13 protein-coding genes are annotated in these 23,027 nt (G+C 64.5%); 7 read left to right on the forward strand and 6 right to left on the reverse strand.

What is annotated here, in order from left to right:
• Positions 1 to 25: 25 nt before the first annotated feature.
• Positions 26 to 454 (forward strand): Lrp/AsnC family transcriptional regulator, encoded by a 429-nt coding sequence (locus ACSQ3L_RS04545; RefSeq protein ID WP_436158855.1) that lies wholly within the window; start codon positions 26 to 28, stop codon positions 452 to 454.
• A gap of 190 nt (positions 455 to 644) precedes the next feature.
• Here ACSQ3L_RS04545 and ACSQ3L_RS04550 read toward each other — a convergent pair whose 3' ends face one another.
• The 3 genes from ACSQ3L_RS04550 to ACSQ3L_RS04560 all read right to left on the reverse strand — a co-directional run bounded on the left by ACSQ3L_RS04550 (position 645) and on the right by ACSQ3L_RS04560 (position 3,672).
• Positions 645 to 2,015: an ATP-binding protein gene (locus ACSQ3L_RS04550; protein WP_436158856.1), complete on the reverse strand. Its 1,371-nt coding sequence runs from the start codon at positions 2,013 to 2,015 to the stop codon at positions 645 to 647.
• On the reverse strand, positions 2,012 to 2,689 hold the full coding sequence (locus ACSQ3L_RS04555) for a winged helix-turn-helix domain-containing protein (RefSeq protein WP_436158857.1): 678 nt from the start codon (positions 2,687 to 2,689) through the stop codon (positions 2,012 to 2,014). Before ACSQ3L_RS04555 ends, ACSQ3L_RS04550 begins: the two co-directional genes overlap by 4 nt.
• Positions 2,690 to 3,186: 497 nt before the next feature.
• Positions 3,187 to 3,672: a hypothetical protein gene (locus ACSQ3L_RS04560; protein ID WP_436158858.1), complete on the reverse strand. Its 486-nt coding sequence runs from the start codon at positions 3,670 to 3,672 to the stop codon at positions 3,187 to 3,189.
• A 219-nt stretch (positions 3,673 to 3,891) separates the two neighbouring features.
• Here ACSQ3L_RS04560 and ACSQ3L_RS04565 point away from each other — a divergent pair, with 219 nt between their 5' ends.
• A complete protein-coding gene (locus ACSQ3L_RS04565; RefSeq protein ID WP_436158859.1) occupies positions 3,892 to 4,257 on the forward strand; it encodes a RidA family protein in 366 nt (121 codons plus the stop codon).
• A 34-nt stretch (positions 4,258 to 4,291) separates the two neighbouring features.
• On the forward strand, positions 4,292 to 5,524 hold the full coding sequence (locus ACSQ3L_RS04570) for an amidohydrolase/deacetylase family metallohydrolase (RefSeq protein WP_436158860.1): 1,233 nt from the start codon (positions 4,292 to 4,294) through the stop codon (positions 5,522 to 5,524).
• 206 nt (positions 5,525 to 5,730) lie between these two features.
• Here the strand turns inward: ACSQ3L_RS04570 and ACSQ3L_RS04575 are convergent, their stop codons facing one another.
• The 3 genes from ACSQ3L_RS04575 to ACSQ3L_RS04585 all read right to left on the reverse strand — a co-directional run bounded on the left by ACSQ3L_RS04575 (position 5,731) and on the right by ACSQ3L_RS04585 (position 9,988).
• Entirely contained in the window at positions 5,731 to 7,518 is a 1,788-nt protein-coding gene (locus ACSQ3L_RS04575) for an NAD(P)-binding domain-containing protein (protein ID WP_436158861.1), read from the reverse strand.
• A gap of 344 nt (positions 7,519 to 7,862) precedes the next feature.
• Positions 7,863 to 9,107 (reverse strand): M24 family metallopeptidase, encoded by a 1,245-nt coding sequence (locus ACSQ3L_RS04580; protein WP_436158862.1) that lies wholly within the window; start codon positions 9,105 to 9,107, stop codon positions 7,863 to 7,865.
• 371 nt (positions 9,108 to 9,478) lie between these two features.
• Positions 9,479 to 9,988: an invasion associated locus B family protein gene (locus ACSQ3L_RS04585; protein ID WP_436158863.1), complete on the reverse strand. Its 510-nt coding sequence runs from the start codon at positions 9,986 to 9,988 to the stop codon at positions 9,479 to 9,481.
• A gap of 377 nt (positions 9,989 to 10,365) precedes the next feature.
• On the opposite strand from ACSQ3L_RS04585, the gene ACSQ3L_RS04590 reads away from it, so the two are divergent.
• From ACSQ3L_RS04590 to ACSQ3L_RS04605, 4 genes are all read left to right on the forward strand, one after another.
• Positions 10,366 to 21,300, forward strand: a complete 10,935-nt coding sequence (locus tag ACSQ3L_RS04590; RefSeq protein ID WP_436158864.1) for an inverse autotransporter beta domain-containing protein — start codon at positions 10,366 to 10,368, stop codon at positions 21,298 to 21,300.
• Between the two features lie 134 nt (positions 21,301 to 21,434).
• Positions 21,435 to 21,950 (forward strand): phage tail protein, encoded by a 516-nt coding sequence (locus ACSQ3L_RS04595; protein WP_436158865.1) that lies wholly within the window; start codon positions 21,435 to 21,437, stop codon positions 21,948 to 21,950.
• Between the two features lie 12 nt (positions 21,951 to 21,962).
• Positions 21,963 to 22,469 (forward strand): phage tail protein, encoded by a 507-nt coding sequence (locus tag ACSQ3L_RS04600; RefSeq protein WP_436158866.1) that lies wholly within the window; start codon positions 21,963 to 21,965, stop codon positions 22,467 to 22,469.
• 11 nt (positions 22,470 to 22,480) lie between these two features.
• Entirely contained in the window at positions 22,481 to 23,008 is a 528-nt protein-coding gene (locus tag ACSQ3L_RS04605; protein ID WP_436158867.1) for a phage tail protein, read from the forward strand.
• Positions 23,009 to 23,027 lie beyond the last annotated feature (19 nt).

Genomic DNA, 23,027 nt, shown 5'->3' on the forward strand with positions numbered 1-23,027 from the left:
CAATCTGCCGACAGGATTCGTCGAAATGCTCAGTGACGCCGAACTGGCCCTGCTTTCCCTGCTGCGCGACAATGCGCGCGCCTCGACCGCCGAGCTTGCGCGCAAGCTTGGCGTCTCGCGGACCACCGTGCAGAGCCGCATCGAACGGCTGGAACAGCGCGGCATCATATCAGGCTATGGCGTGCGGCTTGCGCCGGACTATGAGCAGGGGCTGGTGCGGGCGCATGTACTGCTCACCGTGACGCCGAAGCTCGCCGACAAGGTTGTGCGCGGCCTGCGCGCCCTGGCGCCGGTCAGGACGCTGCACTCGGTTAGCGGCAATTTCGACATGATCGTCATCGTCGATGCGCCATCGATCCGCGACCTCGATCTGCTGCTCGACCAGATCGGCGCCATGGATGGGGTCGAGCGGACCCTGTCGTCGATCATCCTGTCGACGCGCATTGATCGGTAGGGCGGGGCTTCTAAGGACCTGGGTTCCTCGCCTCCGCCAAAGGCGGGGGAGAGGTGGCCGCGAAGCGGTCGGAGAGGGGGCTTTCGTAGGGCGTTCCCCTCTCCGTCTCGGCTTCGCCGAGCCACCTCTCCCCACTCTCGTGGGGCGAGGAACCCAAGCTGGGCTTGGCCAGCACCAGGCGTTTCGCCGGCTAATCCATCGCTATGGGAAAACTCACCGCCACCTTAAGCCCGGGCCGGCAATCCTCGAGCGCGATCGAGGCGCCATGGAGATCGGCGATGGCCCTGACAAGGCTGAGGCCGAGGCCGCTGCCCGGTGTCGATCGGCTGTGGTCAAGCCGGTAGAGCCGCTGGAACACTTTTTCACGCTCTTCCGCCGGAATGCCGGGACCGTTGTCGATGACGCTGGCGACAATCCGCTCGCCCTGTCGCGTGACCGACAGCTTTATCGTCGTGCCCGACGGGCAATGGCGCAGCGCGTTCTCGACCAGGTTGGCGAACATCTGCGTCAACAATTCGCGGTCGCCGTGGATGCGGTCGGTCGTTTCCGGCAATTGCGCCAACGACAGCGACTTTCCGTCGTCCTCGGCAACGTCGGCATAAATCTCGGCGATGGTCTGCAGGACCTCGCCCAGATCGACATCGGTAAACCGCGCCTTGCGCGCGCCGGCCTCGATCTGCGCGATGCGCAGCAGCGCGTCGAAAGTCCAGTTGATCTGCAGGCTCTCGGCATGCGCCTCGGCCAGTTCACCGGCGATCTTCTGGCCCGACAGGTTCTTTTCGGACGCGCTGTCGAGGATCATCTGCAACCGGTTGAGCGGCGTCTTCAGATCGTGCGCGATGTTGGCGCTGACCTGTTTCATGCCTTCGACGAGCGCCGAGAGGCGGTCGAGCGCGGCATTGACCTGGGTGGAGACGATGTCGATGTCGTCGCCCTTGCCGGTCAGCGGAATGCGGGTATCCAGCCGCCCATGCGAGACATCCACCATGGTGGCGGCGATGCCGTCGAGACGGCGCTGGACGCGCGAGGCCAGCAAAGCGCCGCCGGCGACCGCAAGCCCGGTGATGATCAGGGTTCCCCAGCCGAAGCTCATCAGCACGATCCTCTCCAACTCCTCCGTTTCGGAAAGGCTGAAGGCGACGGTCAGGGTGTTACCGCCGACCGGGCCGGAATAGGCGCGGTACTCGGCGCCGGGCGGCACGCCGGGCATTTCGGCATCGAACATCGAAAAACCGTCGGGAAGCCCTGTCGCGGTGAAGTTGCCGGCCAGGCGATTGCCGTTCGCGTCGGTCAGCGAAAACAACTGCTCCTTCTTGAGGCTGCGCAGGGAGTGGCTGCCGACGGTCTCGACAAGCTGCTTGAGATCCTTGTCGGCATAGGTCGCGGCGACGACCGAATAGGTTTCCTTGATGGTGTCGTCGAGCCGCTCGGCAAGGTCGGCGCTCATCATCCGGTAGACGATGGCGCCCGACAGGACGAAGGCCAGCACGAACAGGAAGGCGAAGGTCAGGGCAAGCCGGAACGGCGTGCTGCGCAGCAGGCGGGACCATGTTCCGGTCATGGTGCCACGTGCAGGCTGTAGCCGGTGTTGCGGACGGTGTGGATGAGCTGGGTTTCGAATGGCCTGTCGATCTTGGCCCGCAGCCGACTGATGTGGGTTTCGACGACGCTGGTCTTGGGATCGAAATGGAAATCCCAGACGCGCTCCAGAAGCATGGTGCGGGTGACGACGCGGCCTTCGCCGCGCATCAGCACTTCCAGCAGGCTGAACTCTCGCGGCTGCAGGTCGATAGGCTGGCCCCGCCTTGTGACCCGCCGCATGATCAGGTCCATTTCGAGGTCGGCGACCCGCAGAACGGTTTTCTGCTCCTGCGCCGCCGGCCGCCGGCCAAGCGCGTTGATGCGGGCGAGAAGCTCGGAAAAGGCGAACGGCTTGACCAGATAGTCGTCGCCGCCGGCCTCCAGCCCCTCGACGCGGTCGTCGATGCCGCCGACGGAGGTGAGAAAGATGGCCGGCGTCCGCACGCCGGCGGCGCGGACCGCCTTGATCATCGACAGGCCGTCGAGGCCCGGTATCATGCGATCGGCGATGATCACGTCGTAATTGCCCCGGGTCGCCGCGAACAGCGCGTCATGCCCGTTGCGCAGCAAGTCGCAGACATGGCCGGCCTCGGTCAGTCCCCTGACGATATGGTCGGCCGTCCTGTGGTCGTCCTCGACAAGAAGCAGTCGCATGAAGGTCCGGTCCGTTGCCGAGCCGAGGAGGCTACCACCGGCACGGGTCCGTTCCTAGGATGTCACGAAGGCGCAGGCATGGTGGCGCTTTCGTCATACATTCGCGATTGGCGGAAGCTGCAGAAGCCGACGTCGGCGGGACAGCACCCCCCTCTGCCCTGCCGGGCCTTCGTCGTTCGGAAAGCCAAGCAATTGGCTTCCCGTCCGCTACGCGGACCACTCCTCAGCCCCCGCAAGGGGGGGAGATCGGCAGCTTCGATTCCGCTGCTCTTCTTGCAAACATTCGAGACTGGCGAAAGCGGAGGTGCAGTCAATCTGCCCCCTTGCGGGGGAGATGGCCGGCAGGCCAGAGGGGGGTGTGAAGGATCGCTACAGAAGAAAACTTCCATTCTGCTCTGCACTCGGCCAAGGTCGCGGCTCGGGTCTGCGTCGCTACGCCCCTTGCTCCGCCCGTGGATGACGAAATGATGGGTGGTTCGCTGATCGTCAACGCAGCTCTAGCTGCCGAGCGGATGCGGCATGTAGCCGACGAAGCCTGATATCTTCCAGCTTCCGGCGACCTTCCTGCAGAAGTACAGCGTCTGCCATTTCAGCCTGTCGACGCTGCCATCCGCCTTGGCGACCGAGCCGTCGAACTTCTTGTGCAGCACGGCGCGGTCGCCGTCGACGTCGATGTCGCGCATGTTGGTGACGCGAAACAGCGCCTCGCGCAGCGGCTCGGCGAATTGGGTCGCCGCGGTCTCCTTCGCCTGGCGCAGCCATTCGTCGCGATAGATGTCGAGCCTCGGAAACTGCAGCCGCCAGGCGTCGGCGTTGTGCAGGAAATGCGCATGCATGCCGAAGAAGCTCTCGGCGACGAAGTCGTCCTCGACCATCGACCAGTCCTGGCCGATGAAAGCGTCGATGTCGCGCCGCACCAGCATTTCCCAGAGCGCGTGGCGATCGGCATCGCCTGCCGGAAACGGGTTCTTGTCGTAGGTCATTTTTTGGCTCGCTCCGGTCCGGAAATGCGTCTGTCCGTCGCGGCTTCGAAGCCGCCCGGCGGTGCGCACGATGCTAGTGCTTCTGTCATAAAGCAACATGGATTTGGAAGAATGTTGCTTTCCAACAAGGCTCTATGAGGATCATCCCGATCGGCGTAAATGTCGACCAAAGCGGGCGCCGCCACGGCATCCCGTCCTGTCATCAGAGGAGGCTTGTCCATGCCGAAACAGTGTTTTGGAACGTCGCATGTGCCGTTATCGCCGGCCGTGCGGGCTGGCGATCTCGTCTACGTCTCGGGTCAGGTTCCCGTCGGCAGCGACGGCATTGTGGTCAAGGGCGGCATAACGGAACAGACCCAGCAGGTGCTCGCCAATATCCAGGCCGCGCTGGCGCTGGCCGGCTGCACCCTGGACGATGTCGTCAAGACCACCGTGTGGCTGGAAGACGCGCGCGATTTCGGCGCGTTCAACGCGGTCTATGCCAGGCACTTTCCGAAAAACCCGCCGGCCCGCACCACGGTCGAATCGCGGCTGATGATCGATATCAAGATCGAGGTCGAGGCGGTCGCCTACAGGCCGGTCTAAGGGACCGAGGAGCAACGAACCGGAGGTTATCAAGATGCAATTCGACCTCCTGCTGAAGGGCGGACGGCTGATCGATCCTGCGGCCGGGCTCGATGCGCCGCGCGATGTCGCCATCGCCAATGGCCGGGTTGCCGCGGTCGACGCCGATATTCCGGTGACCAGCGCCGCGCAAATCGTCGATGCTGGCGGCTGCGTCGTCACGCCGGGCCTCGTCGACCTGCACAGCCACGTCTATTGGGGCGGCACCTCGCTCGGTGTCGATGCCGACCGGCTGGCCGCCAAGAGCGGCACCACCACCTTCATCGATGCGGGCAGCGCGGGAGCGGGTAATTTCCTCGGCTTCCGCCGCCATGTCATGGAGCGCTCGAAGGTTCGCATCCTGGCCTATGTCAACATTTCCTTTGCCGGCATTTTCGGCTTCTCGCAGACGGTGTCGGTCGGCGAGTGCAGCGATCTCAGGCTCTGCGAGCCGCGCGAGGTTGTCGCAGCCGTGCGCGAGCACCGCGATGTCGTGGTCGGCGTAAAAGTCCGCTCGGGCAAGCATGCCGGCGGCACCAGCGGCATCGCTCCGGTTGATCTGGCGCTGGAGGCCGCCGACCAGGCCGGCCTGCCGCTGATGGCGCATATAGACGAGCCGCCGCCCGGTCGCTCGGAAGTGCTGCCGCGCCTGCGCAAGGGCGATATCCTTACCCACTGCTTCCGGCCGTTCCCCAACGCGCCGGTGTTCGCCTCCGGCGCGGTGCGGCCTGATATGCGGCTGGCGCGTGAGCGCGGCGTCATCTTCGACATCGGCCACGGCATGGGCTCGTTCGATTTCGCCGTCGCCCGGGCCATGCTCGAGGAAGGGCTGACGCCCGACGTGATCTCGAGCGACGTGCATCTCTACTGCGTCGACGGGCCGGCCTTCGACATACTGGTTTGCATGTCGAAGCTTCTCGCGCTCGGCATGCCGCTGGTCGAGGTTTTGCGTGCCGCGACGCAAGCGCCGGCGCGGGCGATCGCTAGGCCCGACCTCGGCACGCTGGCGGTCGGCACCGTCGGCGACATCGCCGTACTTAGGCAGCGCCCCGGCCGTTTCACCTTCGTCGATGCGGTCGGCGCGTCATTGGTCGCTGATCAAAGACTGGTCTGCGAGGGCATTGCCATCGGCGGCACCTGGTGGCCGAACGAGGCGGCTGATCACAACGAGACCGAGCGTTTTGTGCCGCATGAGCGGCACACGCATGTCGAGGTCGCGGCGCGGCACTTTGGGCGACGGCCTGATTAGCTGAGCTCTGCAGGGCTGTGCCTGTCTTGCGGCGGCTGCGCGTTTCATGAGCGGCTTCCCCCACTCCGTCGCTGCTTCGCAGCGCCACCTCTCCCCCCTCCGGAGGGAGAGGAAGGGAGCCAACCTTGCTTAAGCTCGCGCCTTTCCTCTCCCCCGTCGATCGGGGGAGAGGTGGCGAGCGAAGCTCGACGGAGTGGGGGTCGATCTTACCCGGCGTTGCTAACTGCCCCATACACCGGCGTCTCAATCCCCTCCATCCGCGCCTTGATCTGCAGCGCCACATATTTCGAATAGAAGCGCGACAGCGCCAGGTTGCCGCCGTGGAACCACAGCGCTTCCTGGGCGGTCGGCTTCCACATATTGCGCAGCTCGCCTTGCCAGGGGCCGGGGTCGCCCTTGACGCCGGAGCCGAGGCCCCAGCACGGGCCGACCTTGTCGGCGACCTCGCGTGAGACGATCGCGGCGACATTCTCGTTCATCGACTGATAGCCGGTGCAGGCGATGATGGCGTCGGCCTCGAGTTCGGTGCCGTCCTCGAACAGGATGCCGCCCGGCGTCAGCGACTTGATGGCGACGCCGCCGCGGACGCCGATCTTGCCGTCGATGATCAGGTCCGAGGCGCCGACATCGATGTAGTAGCCAGAGCCGGTGCGGTAGGCCTTCATCAACAGGCCGGTCTCGTCGTCGCCGAAATCGATGGCGAAGCCTGAGGCGCGCAGGCTGATATAGAAGGCCGCGTCGCGCGCCTTGATCACCTCGTAGAGCGCCCGCTGGCCCTTGGGCACCAGCGCGAACGGCGTCGAGGCGACGATCATGTCGGCCTTCTCGGTGGTGATGCCGCGCGCCAGTGCGTCTTCCGAGAAGATCTCGAAGCCGACTTCCATCAGCGTGTCCGACTTGACCACGGTGGTCGGCGAACGCTGGATCATGGTGACCTCAGCGCCGCTTTCCCAGAGATCGACGCAGACATCGTGGCCGGAGCTTGCCGCGCCGATGACGGCGACACGTCTGCCGCGGAATCTGTCGCCGCTGGCATACTGGCTGGAATGCAGCAATTCGCCCTTGAACCGGTCGGCGCCGGCCAAGTCTATCCGCCTCGGTGGACCATAGGCGCCGGTGGCGAAGACGATGTGCTTCGGCTTGAGCGTGATCTGCCGGCCGACTCGGTCGACCACCACGGTCCAGACTTTCTCCGCCTCGTCATAGGAGGCGCTGATGCATTTGGTGGCGACCCAGTAGTTGAGCTCCATGACGCGCGTGTACATTTCCAGCCAGTCGCCCATCTTGTCCTTGGGCGTGAACACCGGCCAGTTTTCCGGGAAGGGAATGTAGGGCAGATGGTCGTACCAGACCGGGTCGTGCAGCACGAGGGTGCGGTAGCGGTTGCGCCAGGAATCGCCGGGGCGGGCGTTCTTCTCGATGACGATGGTCGGCACGCCGAGCTGGCGCAGCCGCGCGCCCAGCATGATGCCGCCCTGGCCGCCGCCGATGACCAGGCAATAAGGCTGTTCCTCGGCGCCAAGCTCGCGCGTCTCACGCGCCCGCGCCTCCGACCAGGTCTCGCGCTCGGGGTCGGCCTTGTGGCGCACGCCGAGCGGTCGCGCCGCTCCCTTGCGCTCCTCGAACCCGTTCAGGTCGGTCATCGCCGTGAACAGTGTGTGGCAGCGGCCGTCGCGCAGCCGCATGATGCCCTCTCCCCTGGCCACCGCGGTTTGAAAACTGAACCAGGCTTCGATGGTGCCGTCGTCCGAGGTCGCTTCGCCGGTCAGCTGCCATGCCTTGGGCTTGGTCGTCGCCAACGTCGCCGCCAGCATGTCGGCGATCGCCTCGCGGCCTTCCATGGTGGTGACGTTCCAGGTGAAGGTCAGCAGATCGCGCCAGTAGCAGTCGTCGACGAACAAATTGCTCGCCGCCGCCCCATCGCCCGCTTCGAGCGCCCTGGCAAAGGAGCCGAGCCATGCGGCTGCCTGTTTCGATGGTGCCTTGTCGAGCATTTCTTTCCTCTTGCTGCAATGCGCCCAATCCGGATTGGGCGATCAATTGTCGAACGAGGCGCCGCCCCTCATCCGCCTGCTTGAGCAGGAGATGGCCTGGAAGGGGAGGGTCCGCCGGTGGGTGGTGCTTGGCGGCTGGCACCCACCGCCGAGTTCCGTGGCGCCCCCCTCTGTCCTGCCGGACATCTCCCCCACGGGTGGGGAGATTGGCAGTTTCGGCGCCGGCTCCTCTTCTTGCAACGCAAAAAATTGGCGAAAGCGGGCCATGACAACCGATCTCCTCCCTCGTGGGGCAGATGCCCGGCAGGACAGAGGGGGGCGCCGTAGAGCGCTACCCCCGCCGGCTACCCGATCCTCTCCAACCGCCTCGGCAGCCGGTTCATGGCGACAGGTCCATCCGGCGTGATCAGGAACTGGTCCTCGAGATTGAAGCTGGCGAGGCCGTCGATGTAGAGCGGGATCTCGAAGGCCAGCACCATGCCGGCTTCGATGACGACATCGCTGTCGGCCGCGATGAACGGCCATTGTTCTGAGAATACCGACTGGCCAACGCCATGGCCGAAATGACCGCGGCTGTAGGAGCGCAGCCCTTGCCGCGCCAGGCTGTCGGTGGCGATGCGATGGACGTGGCCGAGCGAGTTTCCGGGGACGAGTGAGGCCAGCCCGTCCTCGAAGGCCCGCTCGGCGATGGCGTGCAGTTCGGCCTGCTCGGCGGATGGCGGTCCGAAAATGTAGTTGCGCGACATGTCGGAGGCGTAGCCGCCGACCGTGCAGACCATGTCGCACTTGAGCGGATCGCCGGGCATGGCCTTCGCATCGGCGCCTTTGGCGCGGGCGCCGAGCGTCACATATTCGACTGTGGCGACCGGATGGGCCAGCCCTGCAGCGGCGGTGGCGACGCCTTCCCGGTAGAGCGCGACGAGATCGGCCTGGCGCATGCCGGCCATCGCATCCACCTGCAGCCGGTCCAGCCCGGCCTCCGACAGGATGATGCCTTGCTGGAGCAGGTCGATCTCGCGCGGCGACTTGATGGCCCGCAGCCTGTCGAGCACGGCCGAGCCATCGACCATCGTGCAGCCCGGCAGCAGCGCCTGCATGACCGAGAAATCGGCGGCGGGAATAAAATCGAGGTCGACGCCGATCTTTGCGCGGTCGAGTCCGAAGCCGTTCAGGATCTCCTTCAGCGCACGGACGGAGTTGGCGAGTTCGAACGTCGCCGGCCGCGAAAAACCGGGTGCCCGGCCGGGCGAAGCCAGCCCGGCCTCGATGCGTTGCGCCACCCCGTGTCCGGATGTCGAAGCGTCGAGCGTTGCGGTTTCGATCCAGATCGGGTGGCTGCGGATGACGGCGTCCGGCATGACACGCCGCAGCTGCGCCGCATTGAAGTCCGCCACCACGACGCCGATCGGCCGGTCCTGGCCGGCGGGGATGACGACGAAGCCGGCGCCGGCGCGCCGGAACAGCCCCGCCGGACCGAGCGAGGCGCCGGTCGCATAGTGGAATGCCTCAGGCGCGCACAGCACCAGCGCCTCGATGCCGGCGCGTTCCATCAGTTGCGCCGCGCGCTCGCGGTCGACAAAGCCTGTCATGGGTGTCTCCGAGGTGTGGAGGGGCAACGGAGCATTGCGGGCGGAGACAATCAAGCTGGTTCCTCGCCGTGTTTGATGCACCGCATGCCTTGAAGACTGGGGAGACGCCCATAACTTCGTCATCCCAGGGCGAAGCAGGAGCGAAGCTCCGTCGCGGAGACCCTGGGATCCATGCCGCGACCTCAGCCGTAGAGTGCGGCGGAGCAGAATTTTTGTCCGTCGCGGCGCTCAGAGGTCGCGGCATGGATCCTCGGGTCTGCGCCGCGTCGCTGCGCTCCTTGCTCCGCCCGTGGATGACGAAGTTACGGACGTTTCTGCCAATCGCCAAGTTGTGCGGTCTGCAGGCAGCAGCCAAACGAGTGGCGAAATTCCTACTTGATCGATTCCAGCTTGGCGACGGCGGCGGTGAAGCCGGCCAGCGACACCGGGATGGTGACTGGCTTGCGGGTGACTGATTCCATGCCGATGTTCAGATTGGTCCCGGACTTCATCGCCTTGATGAGGTCCGCCGACAGCGGGGCGGCGGCATAGGCGCCGTTCTGGTCGCTGGTCTGGATGGCGAGGGTCGTCTTCTGGCCTTGGTCGATCTGGAAGGAGGCACCGGACGGCAGGAACAGGCCGTGCGGCAGAGCAAGCAGCATGGCCAGGCCGCCATTGCCGCTGTCGCGGCGCACGGTCACGGTCAGCACGCGCTGCCCGGTCTTGGACTCGGTCAGGTTCTGCGACACCTGGCACTGAAGCTCGGCGGTCGCCGAGCCGCTGGAACAGTTCACCGCCCACGGATTGGCATCGGCCGGTTTTGCAGCGGCATCGGCCGGCTTCGGCTGTGCCGGCTTGGCGTCTTCGGCGAGCGCAGGCCCGGCGGCCAAGGTCAGCCACAAGGCAGCGAATCCCGCGACCACGCCAAGTAATTTAGTTATCGCTAAAATAGATGCCATGTTGTTTGGTCGGATGCCTTGCATGTTTCCTCGCCCCGCCAGGTATTTTCCCAGGTGGGGCTTGATACAACAGTCGGAACTGTTCCGAAAGCCGGGCAGGCGCCAAGCAAGCCGGCAAAACTACTGTGGCCTTTCGGACACAGGGAGCAATTTTGCAGGAAACGTCTAGAAATCGGTGAGCCCAGGACTCGCTATGCAATAGAATTCGAGTAAGAATCTACACGGGGGACGTGTAGTCCCAGAAGGACTCGCCGGGGATGGGAACTACCGAGACTTCTCGGCAGGTTGGTGGGGTAGCGGAGCGTGGGGAGCATTTCCACGTGCGCGCCGGCTATCGCCGTTCGCTAATTGCCAGGCATCTGTGGAAGACGACCGCGCTGACGACGCTGGCGCTCGGCCTTTCCGGTTTGACGGCCCATGCCGATCCGAACGGCCTGTGGCAGCCGCAGATCCGCGCCATCGTCGGCGCCGACAACAATGGCGGCAACGCCGCGCTCGAAGGCTTCATCCCGCTCAAGCAGACGGCCGAATCAGTGCTGTTCCTGGATGTCCGGGCCAAGCACGATTTCAAGGACAGTTTCGGCCAGGACGTCGGCCTCGGCATTCGCCGCATCGTCAACCCGGACCTGATGGTCGGCGGCTACGCCTATCTGAACGTCGAAAATTACAACAGCAACCAGTTCACATCGGCCACGCTGGGCGCCGAGGCGATCACCTCGCATTTCGACGCGCATGTGAACGTCTATCTGCCGATCAAGGGCGACCACACCGATCACTCGACCAGTTCGACCCTGTCGATGGTCAGCAATCAGCTGATGGAGCAGATTTCGGTCCTCGATCACCGCGACTACGCGGCATGGGGCATCGAAGGCGAGATCGGCGCACAGGTGCCGGTCAACCTGCCCGACAAGCATTCGCTGCGGCTGGATATCGGCGGCTATCACTTCGAGGACCCACACGGCGACGATGGCAGCGTCACCGGCGCCAAGGCCGGCTTCGAATACACGATTGGCGATGTCTTCGGCAGCAGCACTGAACTGGTCTTCGCCGGCGAAGTCCGCAACGACAATCGCGACGACACCCAGTTCGCCGGCAGCGTGCGGCTGAACATCCCGTTCAATCCCGGCCATGGTTCGGACAATGCCGCCAATGGGGCCGACAGTGGGCCGGAGCCGGTCTATCCGGTCAGCGAAGGCCTGCGCAAGCGCGTCAACGAACGCGTGCGCGGCGATATCGGCGTCCGGATCCAGTCGCAGACGCTGAGCGGCGGCACGACGACGCGCGTTGCGATCAACGCCGCCACCAATGCCGCCTTCGGCAAATTCTACTACGCCGACGGCGGCCTGGCCGGTGCCGGCACATTGGCCGATCCGACGACGCTGGACGACGCCGTCGCCAAGGCCGGCAGCGGCTTCGTCGTGGCGCTTGGCGGCGCCGGCAATATCACGACGGCCGGCACGACGCTTGCCGATGGCCAGACCGTCATTGGTGGCGGCGAAAGCGTCACCGCCAAGCTGTTCGGCGGCGGCACCGGCACCTTCAACCTGGGCGGCAGCGACGGCACGATCCAGGGCACCAACGTCGCCAACCCCGTCATTACGCTCGGCAACGGCAACACGCTCAACGGCATCACCATCACCGGCGGCGGCGACGGCATTTTGGGCAACAATGTTACCGGCACGAAACTGACCAAAGTGACCGTCGACGGTGCGGGCGGCAATGGTGCCGAGTTCACCGGCAATTCGACCAACGTCACGGCATCCGATTTCACCGCGAAGAACAACGGTCTCGATGGGCTGCACATCGAAGGTGACGGCACCTATAATTTCACCGGCACGACGCTGCTGCAGCACAATGCCGACGATGGCCTCGATGTCACGGGCAAGGGCACCTACACATTCGCCACCGTCAATGCTCTCGACAACAACGATGCCGGTATAACCGTAAAGGGCACCGGCGGTAGCATCACAATCACCGGCGGCCAGGTGTCGGGCAACAAAGCCCTGGGCGATGACGGCGTCAGCGTCTTCATCGACCCGATCACCGCGCATGTCGTGCTCGATTCGATCAGCCAGAGCGGCGGCACGTCGGGCGTCGTGCTCGAGAATGTTTCGGGCAGCTTCACCGTCAACGGTGCGACGACGATCTCGAACACGACCGGACCGGCGATCGCCATTTCGGATTCGCCGGCGGCGATCCGCTTCGGCGACATCAACATCACCAGCCCCGGCGGCGACGGCATGTCGTTTGCCGGCGTCAACGCGGCGGTGGTCGCCGGCAATATCGTCATTTCCGGCCTGGGTGTCGGCACCGGCCTCGACTTCTCCGGAGCCAAGACCAATTTCACCGCGCAGTCGCTCAACATCATCGGCACCGGTGCTGCCGGTTCGATCGGCATCGACCTGGCGTCGCCGAGTGCGGGCGGGGCGACGATCATCATCACCAATGGCGGTGCGATCGCCGGCGTCGATACCGGCGTGCGCTTCGGCATAGCGGGCTCGCTGGCCAATTCGGCCAATGCGGAGTTCAGCTTCGGTGGCGGTTCCATCGCCGGCATCACCGCGTCGCTCGACGCGCGCGGCTTGAATCAGACGCTCGGCCACTATGCGTTCGGCTCGACCACGTTCACGGGTCCGCAGCTTTTCGACACGCAGAACGTGATCTTCGTCGGCGCCTCGGCGACCGGCACGGGCAGCGGCTCGTCGCTGCTGGACCTCGCCTCGATCGCGACCGCCGATGCCAACACCGACGCGGACGCGATCTTCGTGCTGGTCAATCGCGGCACGGACATCGACGACACGGACGGATTCTCGCTGACCGCCGGGCAGACGCTGGCCTCGTTCGGCAATGGGCGGACCTTCTCGCTCGGCGGCATCCCGGTCAATGTGACCGGTGACAATGTCACCCACACCGGCGCCGTCTCGGACGCCGGCGGCGCGGCGACGCTGACCAACAGCGGCGCCGGCGATGTCGTCACGCTCGCCAACAACGGCTCGCTGCTTGATTTCAACATCTCCGGCGGCAGCGCCAACGGCATCCATGGCAGCGGCGTCAGCAATGTCACGCTCTCCGGCGTGACCGTTTCGGGCGCCGGTCTCAATGGTTTGTTGTTCGATGGCGTCAACAGCGTCACCGCCAACAATTTGAGCTCAAGCGGCAATACCGATGCGGGCCTGTCGATCCAGGGCGACGGCACATATGCATTCAACGGCACGACGATGCTGTCGGACAACGGCGACAACGGTCTGTTCATCGTCGGCGACGGGACATACGCATTCCAGACGCTGAACGCGTCCGGCAATTCCGGCTTCGGCGTCAACGTCCTCTCCACCACCGGCACATTCAGCACCACCGACGGCACGATCTCCGGCAATGGCGCGGCCGGCGCCGTCTTGCTCGGCGGCAATCTCGACGTGACGCTGACCAGCTTGACGCAGGACGGCGGCGGGATCGGCGCAATGTTTGCAGGCGTGTCGGGAAATTTCGCCGTTTCCGGCGCCACGACGGTCAGCAACACCATCCTCGGCGGCATCGGGATCTCCGACAGCACCGCCGATTTCACGTTCGGAGCCGTCGACATCTCGGACATCACCGCCCCGGGCGGCATCGGCATCTACGTCCAGAATTCCGGCGGCGCGGTCACTTTCGGCGGGCCGGTCACGCTGACTCATATCGACAGCGAGGGCATCCTCGCCGTCAGCAATGCCGGCGCACTGACCTTCAGCGGGCCGGTCAGCATGACCGATCCGGGTGACGGCATTACTCTGGTCGCCAACAGTGGCGCCGTTTCGTTCGGCGGCGCCGTCACCATCGATCAGCCCTTCTTCAACGGCATCAACGTTATCGGCGCCAACGGCGTCATCAGCTTCAGCGACATCGATATCACCGACCTGTGCAACTGCTCCACCGCGCTCGACCTGTCGGGCAGCAGCTCGACCTTCACCGCCGCCACGCTCGACGTCAGCGGCAGTTCCGGCGGCTCCTCGATCGGCATCGACCTGTCCGGCACCAATGGCGGCTCGGTGACCATCGGCAGCGGCGTCATCACCGATGTCGATACCGGCGTCCAGATGGGGACGAACGGCGCCGCCGGAACCACCGCCAACACGATTTTCTCGTTCGGCGCGGCCGGCGGCGCGTCGATATCAGGCGTCACCGCCTCGCTCGACATGCGCGGCCTGTCGCCGGGCAGCGGCACCTACGCCTTCAACTCGACGGTGCTCAATGGCCCGCAGCTGTTCGACATCGCCAACGTTATCTATGTCGGTTCCGCCAACACGGGTCTCGGCGATGGCTCCAGCGTCAACGACCTGATCAATGCCGCCGCCGCCGACGATCTGACCACGGATGCCAGCACGATCTTCGTGCTGGTCAAGACGGCCAGCATCCAGACAACCGACACCGATGCCAACGGCTTCACGCTGGCCGACAGCCAATCGATCGTCTCGTTCGCCAATGGCGGCACCGTCACGCTGGGCGGTCCGCCCGCCAATGTCACCGGCACCCATGTCGTTGCCGGCGCGACGCAGGCCGACCCGTTCGGCTTTGGCGGAGCAACGCTCAACAATGCGGCCGGCAGCACCATCGACCTGGCCAATGGCAATTTCATTGAAAACCTTACCGTCAGCAGTTCCGGCTTTGCCGTCGACGGATTGGGCAGCGCTGGGGCAACGATCAACGGGGTGACGATCAGCGCCGCCACGATAGGCCTTTGGCTTGACGGCACGACCGGTACGGTCACGGCCAACAATCTGACCATCCAGAGCGCAAGTCAGACCGGCATCGCGCTTGTCGCTTCAAGCGCGACCGTCAATTTCACCGGCAACACGACGATCACCGGCGCCGCCAGTGTCGGGCTGTTCGCCAACAATTTCGACGGCATCGCCAGCTTCGACGATCTCGACATCACCGGCGGCGGCTACGGGGTTTCCATCCGGGCTGGTTCGACTGGAACGCTGACCTTCGGCACCGGCAGCTCCATTACCAACACCGGCAACGCGGCGTTCGATGTCGTCAACAGTTCGCCCCACGTCACCTACAACGGCACCATCGACCAGGCCGGCCCGGCCAGCGCGGTGAACATCTCCTTCCTGACCGGCGGCAGCGCCACGTTCGGCGGCAAGATCACCGCCAGCACGGGCGCGGCTGCGATTGCGCTGGCCAACAACACGGGCACGATCAGCTTCAACGGCGCGGTCGATCTCACCGCCAATGGCGGCAACGGCATCTACATCAACAACAATGCAGGCCCAGTCACGTTCTCGGGCCTCACCACCGTAACGATGGGTCCGGCCGCCACGGCCGGCATCAAGTTCAGCGGCACCAATGCCAATGTGAGCTTCGGCACCACGACGATCAATAATGTCGGCGCCAGCCAGACCGGCATCGATTTCAGCGGCTCATCGACGACGGCCGGCTTCGGGGTGACCACGATCACCGGCACCGGCGACCTGACCTCGCGCGGCATCGACCTGTCGTCGACCACGGGCAACAAGGTCATCACCTTCCAGCAGGGTTCCAAGATCGACAATCTCGGCGTCGGCGTCGAACTGGCGTCGGATGGCACGACGGCGACCTCGGCCAACGCCAATTTCACCTTCGGCGACGGCGATTCGATCGACGGGCTGGAATCCTTCATCATCGCGGCGTCCGGCGGCTACACCGTCAACACAGTCGGGCTCGATCCGACGAAGGGCAGTTACGATTTCGATGACGTGTTCTTCACCGGCAGCGCCAATCTGGCCTCGGCTGTCGGCGCGGTGACCTTCGTCTCACAGTCAGGTGGCTTCATTGCCGCGGGCACGATCGGCAATCTCAGCACGGGCGTCAGCACCATGTCGCTCGCCGCTGCCGATGCGCTGACCGGCGCGCAGAACTTCGCCTTTGTCGGCACGATCAATCTTGGCGCCACCACCTTCACGCTCGATTCGGGACAGACCATTGCCGGCTTCGGCAACAACAGCGCCGTTTCGACCGGCACGATCCAGCCCGCCAATGTTCATGGCAATCTCGGCGCCACCGGTGGCAACATCACCGGCGACGAGGCCGTGGTCAGCGGCACGGCCAATTTGATGCAGCTGCTCGGCGACAACGCCGTGCGCAACACCGCCTTCGACTTCAGCGGCGCCACCGGTGCGGCCTTCCTCATCGACCAGAGCGCGGTCGGCTTCAGCAATGCAGGCGGCAGCACCATCGAAGGCGTGACGATCGGCAACGTCGCGGTGGGTCAGACAGCCATCAAGGTTGCCGGGCTGAACTCGAACCTGTCGGTCATCAACAACAACATCAACGTCGCCGGCACCTTGCTCGACGTCAATGGTGGCACCGGCACCATCTCGGTGTCGCGTGGCTTCCTGCCCAATGCCGGGCCAGCAGGAACGCTGACTGGCGGCGGCATCAATATCGCCAACCGCACCGGCGGCTCGGTCACTTTCACCGACCAGGTCACCATCAATGGCGGTGTGGCGATTTCGGGCGGCAGCGGGGCGGCGGCGGTCAATTTCAACGGCGGCCTGGCCATCACCACATCGACCGCCACGGGCTTCAGCCTTGCCGGGCTGAACAGCCTTGCCGTCGCCAATGCCGGCTCGACGACGATCGCCGCGACCGGCCAGACGGCATTGTCACTGCAAGGCACGGTCAACGCCGGCGGCGTCCACTTCGACAGCGTCACTTCGACCAACGCGGGCACACAGGGTGTGCTGATCAGCGGCGCGAGCGGCGGCGGGGTCGATCTCGACGCGGTCACCGTGACAACTTCCAACGGCGCCGGCATCGAAATCCTCAATTCGACCGGCAACTACACGTTCGGCAACACGACGATCGACAATTCCTCGTCGTTCGGACGCGGCGCCAACTTCGAGAATGCAGCCGGCGTTACGTCAGCCATCTTCGACGGCACGCTGGCAATCACCACCGCCACCGGCACCGGTTTGCGTGTCGTCGGGGGCGCCACACCCGCCAACACAAGCGTGAGCTTCACGGGTACCGGCATAAAGAACATCACCGCACTGGCCGGCGAGGCCGTCGACATCACTTCGGCAAACGTCAATGGCACCTTGACCTCGACCAGCGCTACCTTCGGCGCCGGGCACGGCGTCAATCTGCAGAATCTGATCGGCACGCTGAACCTTGGTGTCGGCACGCTCAACAACCTGGGTGCAGGCGCGGCCTTCAATGTCGGCTCGGGTACCGATCTCAGCGGCGGCAACGCCACGATCTCCTATGCCGGCAACATTGTCAGCAACGGCAGCGGCGCCGCCGTCTCGATCCTGGAACTGACCGGCGGCTCGGTGACGCTCTCCGGCAATCTGACCGATACCAACGCTGCCGGTGGCGGCCAGATCGTCGTGGCCAACATCAACAACGGCACCGCGGCCACCGTCACCTTCTCCGGTGCCACCAAGCAGATCCAGTCGGGTGCGACCGACGGCGTCAACCTGGTTGGCAACCCCAATGGCACCATCGATTTCAGCACTGACGGCCTGGCCATCAACACGACCAGCGGCACCGGCTTCCACGCGACGGGCGGCGGCACGATCAGCGTCGCCGGCGCCACCAACACGATCACATCGACCGGGAACGCGCTCAGCCTTGACGCCGTGACCGTTGGCAGCGGCATCAACTTCAACTCGGTTTCGACCAGCGGCGGCGTGACCACCGGCATCGGGCTCACCAACGTCGCTTCGTTGGGCGGCGCCATCAATCTCGGCACGGTCGACCTGCAAGGCATCAACTCACGCGGTGTGGACGTCACCGGCACACTCGGCGCGGAGCTCAACTTCAACGCGCTGGGCATCGGCCTGACCAGCACCACGGCCGTGGCCTTCGACCTCAACGGTGCCACCATCAATGCGGCGGTCAGAGCCAACGATTTCGACGTCATCAACTCAGTAGGCGCCGGCAGCTCGATCGGCGTCGACCTGCGCGGCGCCACCGGCGGCCAGATCGTGCGCCTCGGCGACGCCGTGGCCGGCGGCGCCAGCTCGAGCATCTCCGGCGTCAATACCGGCGTGTTCCTCGACAGCGCCACCAACCTCGCCTTCACTTATGGCGATGGCGAATCGACGACGGACAAGAACTCGACCATCGGCGCCGCTATCGGCATCGACGCATCCAGCGCGCCGACGCTGGGCACCTACAATTTCCAGGATGTCAACTTTGCCGCGAGCCCTGGCCTCGGCTTCGGCGTCGGCAAGATCTATTTCGTCGGCGCCAGCGCGACCGGCGACGGCACCGGCCGCGACCAAAGCAATCTGGCGACGCTGTCCACGGCGGAAGCCGCGTCGGTAACAAGCGACGTCCTGGTGCTGGTCAACGACGGCGGGACCATCACGGCGGCCGGCAGCGGTGCGGACAACACGCTGGTGCTCAGCACCGGCGAGCAGGTGCGCGGCTTCGGCAATGGCAACATCAATCTGGCGATGTCGGTGCCGTCAACCATCCAGCTTGCCAACAACAACATCTCGATCGTCGATGCGACGCCCAACGGCGCCGCGACGCTGACGACGAATGCCGGCAGCAACGCCATAACGCTCGGCGCCAGCGGCAATTTCATCGACGGCTTCATCCTCGACGGCAGCCCGGCGGGTGCCGCGCGCGGCATCAAGGACAATAGCTTTGGTGCGTCCGGCACCATCATCAGCCATATGACGATCCGGAATTTCGCCACAGCCGGCATCGAGATCACGCCATCGACCAGCACGGGGATCGACAATGTGACGTTCGCCGGCAATGCCACCGACGTCATCGTCAACGCGCTCGACACCAGCATCACCAACGTCAGCAGCACCGGCGCCACCGGCATCGCCTTCGATATCCGCAACGCGACCGGCACCACGACGCTCAGCAACCTCAACGTTACCACGGCATCGACCGGCACCGGCATCGTCTTCGGCGGTGCATCCGGGCCGCAAGGCACGATCACCGGCACCAATGTCGATGTCACGGGTGGCGCCGGCGGCGGGATCAAGGTCACCGGCGGCAACGCTGCCATCACCTTCGATGCGGCGAGCTTTGTCGGCATCCCCGACACATCGAGCGGCACGGCGGTCACGATCGCGACCCGGACCGGCGGAAGCTTCGTCTTTGCCGGGTCGGTCGTGGCGAATGGCACGGCAAGCGGCATCGTCATCGCCCCCCCGACGGGGCCGAGCAATGTGAGCTTCACTGGTACTGTCGATCTCGGCACCACGACGACGATGACCGGCACCGCTGTGTCGATCAATAACGGCGGCTTCCTCTCCTCGACCGTCAGCTTCGCCAACATCGACATTGTGACCAGCAACACCACAGGATTCAGCGCCGGCAATGGCGGCACGGTCACTGTGACGACCGGCACGATCAGCTCCACCACGGCGCAGGCGATCAACCTCAACGGCATCGCCGCCAACGTCAACTTCACCTCGACGACGTCGACCGGCGGCGTCAACAACGTCGCCCTGACCAATGTCACCGGCACGGTCAACCTCGGCTCCGGCGCGCTGAGCGGTGCGAGCGGTGCGGCCTTCCTCGGTTCGGGCGGTACGGCAGGCGTCACCTATGGCGGGTCGATCGCCAAGACCAGCGCCGGCAACGTGGTCAGCATCTCCGGGCGCACCGGTGGTACGGTGACTTTCGACGGAACGATTTCGGCGACTGCCTCGAGCGGCGGAATTGCTCTTGCCACCAACACTGGCTCCACGATCAATTTCACCAACTCCTTGACGCTGACGGGTGCCAACGTTGCCGGCTTCAGCGCGACGGGCGGCGGCACGGTCAGCGCCACCGGCACCGGCAGTGTCATCAGTTCCGGTACCGCGACGGCGCTCAACGTCGCCAACACGACGATCGGCGCGGGCAACCTCGTCTTCCAGAGAATTTCGTCGAGCGGCGGATCGGCCAACGGCATCATCCTCAACAATACCGGCACCGCCGCCGGCAATGGCGGCCTGCATGTGACCGGGACCGGCGCGAATGTCGGCGCCACCGGCGGCGGCGTTATCGCCAGCAAGACCGGTGCCGACCTCTCGACGACGCAAGGCAGCGGCATCTACCTCAACAACACGAAGGACGTGCAGCTCAACGGCCTGCAGATGAGTGGTTTCGACAACTACGGCGTATACGGAACCAACGTCACCGGCTTCACGCTGGACCACACGCTCATCAACGGAGCCAACGGCACCAGCAGCGCCGGCGGATCGCGCGAGGGTGCGGTGGCCTTCGACGGGCTGTTCGGCACGGCGTCGATCACCAACTCGACGCTTGGCGGCGTCGGCGGCGGCAACTACAGCTATTCCGACGATCTCAGGGTCACCAACACCAGCGGTACGCTGACCCGACTGACCGTCGACAATGTCCATTTCGGCGACATCAATGCCGCCGGCAACGATGCTCTGAATTTCGTGGCGTCGAACAGTGCCGTAGCAAATCTGACGGTGACCAACTCGTTCTTCACCAATGCGATCGGCGAACTGCTCCGTGTCGTCGCCAACAACAATTCTACCGTCGACGCAGTCATCCGCAACAACGCCTTCAGCAACAATAATGCCAGTGCGGCCAGTGGTGCAGGCAGTCTCGCCATTGTCGGCGACGACGTTGGCAATGCCACGACGGTGACCTATGACGTTTCCCACAACACGCTGAAGGATGCGATCGGCATCGCGCTGCTTGTGGCCAAGGGCAACGGCCATGGAACCTGGTCGGGCACGATCAATGCCAACACGATCGGCACCGCAGGCGTGGTCAACTCCGGTTCCACGCAGGCGTCCGGCATCAAGGTCACCAGCAACGGCACCGGTTCGCACACGACGCTGATTTCGAACAATATCGTCCACGGCACAAATGAGGTCGGCATCTTCCTGCAGGCCAACGACAGCCAGGTGGCGTCCAACGGCGGACAGGGCGTGTTCAACGCCAGTATCTTCAGCAACACCGTCGGCACCCCCGGAAGCTTCTCGTTCGCCGGACTGAGTGTCGATGTCGGTGCCTTGGCCGGCGACAACAACATCGTCAACCTCGTCGTCGGTTCGGCCACCGATGCGACGAAGAAGAACGACTTCTCGGCCGGAGATCCCGCCAATTTCAGCGATGTCAACTTCAGTCAGCAGTTCGGCACCAGCATCAAGCTTTACCAAAACGGCTCGTCTGGCATCACCGCCGCCCTCGTCATCGACGATGACAATCTCAACCCGGCAACCACCACCACCGCGATATCTGGCACGATGACTGTGTCGCCCGGCGCTGGTCCGGCACTGCCACCGCCAGTAGCGCCATAGTTAGCCGGCGTTGGCGCTGCTCCTAATACAGTAAGTTCGGAAGAATTGATTGGCGAAGCAACTATTATCTGATTTAACGTACAAAAGCGGTCCAGGGAACGCCGATCCTTGACCAACAATTTGGGGGAGGCTGCATGTCAGAGCCGTTTCTTAGCGAAATCCGGATGATGTCGTTCGGGTTCGCGCCCAAGGGATGGGCGCTGTGCAATGGCCAGTTCTTGCCCATCAACCAGAACCAGGCCCTGTTTGCACTGCTCGGCACCACATTCGGCGGCAATGGCCAGACGACTTTTGCCTTGCCCGATCTGCGCAGCAGGGTGCCGATGCATGTCGGCTCCGGCCACACGCTCGGCGAGCCCGGCGGCGAACAGGCCCACACGCTGTCAATCTCGGAAATGCCGACGCACATCCACACCGCCAGGGCGACGAGCGATCCGCATGTCATCAGCCCGGAAAACTACACGCCGATCCCCAACGACGCGCTGTTTGCGGTCGTGAACGGCCTCTATACGACGCCTGCCAATCTGACGTCGCTGCTGCCGGGAACGCTTGCCAATGTCGGCGGCAACCAGTCGCACACCAACATGGCGCCGTTCCTGACGCTCAGCTTCTGCATCGCCCTGCAAGGCATCTTCCCCTCGCAAAACTGACGGAGACGCAGCGTGGCACAGCCTTATGTTGGTGAGATCCGCATGTTTGCCGGCAATTTCGCGCCGGCGGGCTGGATGTTCTGTGAGGGACAGCTACTGCCGATCTCCGAGAACGAGACCTTGTTTCAGCTGATCGGCACGACCTATGGCGGCGACGGGCAGAGCACATTTGCCCTGCCCGACATGCGCGGTCGCGTGCCCGTTCACCAGAGCAGCAACGGCTTCATGCTGGCCGAGACCGGCGGTGTCGAGGATGTCCAGCTGTCGATCACGCAGATCCCGCAGCACAGCCATTCTGTGCTCGCCTCACTGAACAATGGCGATGCCAGCGCGCCTGCGAACAACCTGCCTGCCCAGAACGCGTCCGTGCAGGTCTATCGCGCGCAGGCCCCGGCGCTGAATTTCAACGCCCAGGCGGTGACGGCCACCGGCGGCAACCAGCCGCACAGCAATTTCCAACCCTATCTCTGCGTGGACTTCATCATCTCGCTGTTCGGGATTTTTCCCTCGCCGACTTAAAGAGGATCGTCATGGCCGACCCGTTCATCGCCGAAATCCGTATCTTTCCGTTCAATTTCGCGCCCAGGGGCTGGGCCTGGTGCGATGGCCAGATTCTGCCGCTGGCGCAGAACACGGCGCTGTTCTCGCTGCTCGGCACCACCTACGGCGGCAACGGCCAGTCAACTTTCGCTCTGCCTAATCTCCAGGGCCGTTCGCCGATGCATCCAGGGCAAGGTCCGGGTCTGTCGCTGCATGACCTCGGTGAAGAAGGCGGCTCGGAGTTGGTGTCGTTGCTCGAAAGCGAGATACCGAACCACAGCCACTTCATGATGGCGCAGAACCAGCCGGCGCAGCTTGCCGCACCTGGGTCCGATCGTACTTTTTCCAGATCATCGGGCGGATTTGCCTACAAGGCGGCTCCCTTCGCCCAAATCGTCAACTTGAACGACAACATGATTGCGCCGGCCGGCGGCGGCATCGCGCACAACAACCTGATGCCCTACCTGACTTTCTATTTCTGCATCGCGCTGCAAGGCGTCTTTCCGCCAAGAACCTGAATTCCGAACCAACAGGGCA

It is taken from the genome of Mesorhizobium sp. LjRoot246 (genome assembly GCF_964254115.1).
In the GTDB taxonomy this organism is placed as follows: Bacteria; Pseudomonadota; Alphaproteobacteria; order Rhizobiales; family Rhizobiaceae; genus Mesorhizobium.

Excerpts from the sequence above, each read along its gene's own strand:
- ACSQ3L_RS04545 (WP_436158855.1), top strand. The coding sequence starts at position 26 with ATGCTCAGTGACGCCGAACTGGCCCTGCTTTCCCTGCTGCGCGACAAT.
- ACSQ3L_RS04550 (WP_436158856.1), bottom strand. The coding sequence starts at position 2,015 with ATGACCGGAACATGGTCCCGCCTGCTGCGCAGCACGCCGTTCCGGCTT.
- ACSQ3L_RS04555 (WP_436158857.1), bottom strand. The coding sequence starts at position 2,689 with ATGCGACTGCTTCTTGTCGAGGACGACCACAGGACGGCCGACCATATC.
- ACSQ3L_RS04560 (WP_436158858.1), bottom strand. The coding sequence starts at position 3,672 with ATGACCTACGACAAGAACCCGTTTCCGGCAGGCGATGCCGATCGCCAC.
- ACSQ3L_RS04565 (WP_436158859.1), top strand. The coding sequence starts at position 3,892 with ATGCCGAAACAGTGTTTTGGAACGTCGCATGTGCCGTTATCGCCGGCC.
- ACSQ3L_RS04570 (WP_436158860.1), top strand. The coding sequence starts at position 4,292 with ATGCAATTCGACCTCCTGCTGAAGGGCGGACGGCTGATCGATCCTGCG.
- ACSQ3L_RS04575 (WP_436158861.1), bottom strand. The coding sequence starts at position 7,518 with ATGCTCGACAAGGCACCATCGAAACAGGCAGCCGCATGGCTCGGCTCC.
- ACSQ3L_RS04580 (WP_436158862.1), bottom strand. The coding sequence starts at position 9,107 with ATGACAGGCTTTGTCGACCGCGAGCGCGCGGCGCAACTGATGGAACGC.
- ACSQ3L_RS04595 (WP_436158865.1), top strand. The coding sequence starts at position 21,435 with ATGTCAGAGCCGTTTCTTAGCGAAATCCGGATGATGTCGTTCGGGTTC.
- ACSQ3L_RS04605 (WP_436158867.1), top strand. The coding sequence starts at position 22,481 with ATGGCCGACCCGTTCATCGCCGAAATCCGTATCTTTCCGTTCAATTTC.